The 693-nt window shown below is 55.3% G+C and carries 2 protein-coding genes; both read left to right on the top strand.

The features are described from left to right. The first annotated feature begins 94 nt into the window (after window positions 1-94). Window positions 95-355, top strand: coding sequence for a hypothetical protein (locus tag FFY45_RS22530; RefSeq protein ID WP_500692581.1), 261 nt, complete (start codon window positions 95-97; stop codon window positions 353-355). After that, on the top strand, window positions 322-693 hold a 372-nt coding region (locus FFY45_RS22525), incomplete at its 3' end, for a hypothetical protein (protein ID WP_176342033.1). The genes FFY45_RS22530 and FFY45_RS22525, both read left to right, overlap by 34 nt.

The following is a 693-nucleotide window of genomic DNA, read 5'->3' as shown; positions in this document are numbered from 1 at the left end:
ATGGCAAGCAGAAAGTTGGCGGTCTCATGGACCCGAAAATGGGCAGTATGTTACCTCTCCACTTGATCTTTGCATCAAGTGTTGACACACAGCCATCGACCGAGCTTTCAAGTGTCAAACTTGTCAGGAAGGGATGGCGGACTGCCCGGGCCACTTTGGGCACATTGAACTGGCCAAGCCGGTATTTCACGCTGGTTTCTTGATCAAGGTCAAGAAGATCATCGAGTGTGTTTGCGTGAATTGTGGAAAGCTTAAAGTCGACGAGGTGAGGTCCTTCGCTATTGGCGCGGCTGACATCAGCGCGACGTTGAGGTCCGGAACATCCGCAAAAAGGTCAAGCCGAACCACCGTCTGAAGAAGATCTGGGCGTTGGCGTCGAAGAAAGCCGTGTGCGATATCGACCCGATCGACGAGGAGAACGGCGACGCTACCAACGAGGATCAGTTTCAAGATGAGCAGGGTCAGACGAAGAAGGGACATGGAGGATGTGGAACGTCCCAGCCCGCCTGGCGGAAAGAGGGGCTGAAGCTGTACGGTGTGCTGAAGGCGGCGCAGCAAGGAGAGGAGGCGACGGAGCCGGAGAAGAAGCTGTATCAGCCCAGCCAGATCCTCGACATCCTGCGCAAGATCTCGCCACAAGACCTCATCATCATGGGTTTGAACGCCGACTACGCTCGACCCGATTGGATGATC

It is taken from the genome of Xanthomonas hortorum (genome assembly GCF_011305375.1).
Lineage (GTDB): Bacteria > Pseudomonadota > Gammaproteobacteria > Xanthomonadales > Xanthomonadaceae > Xanthomonas > Xanthomonas hortorum_E.
Note: the sequence above shows the minus strand (reverse complement) of the source record. Positions and strands in the feature narration are given on the sequence as shown.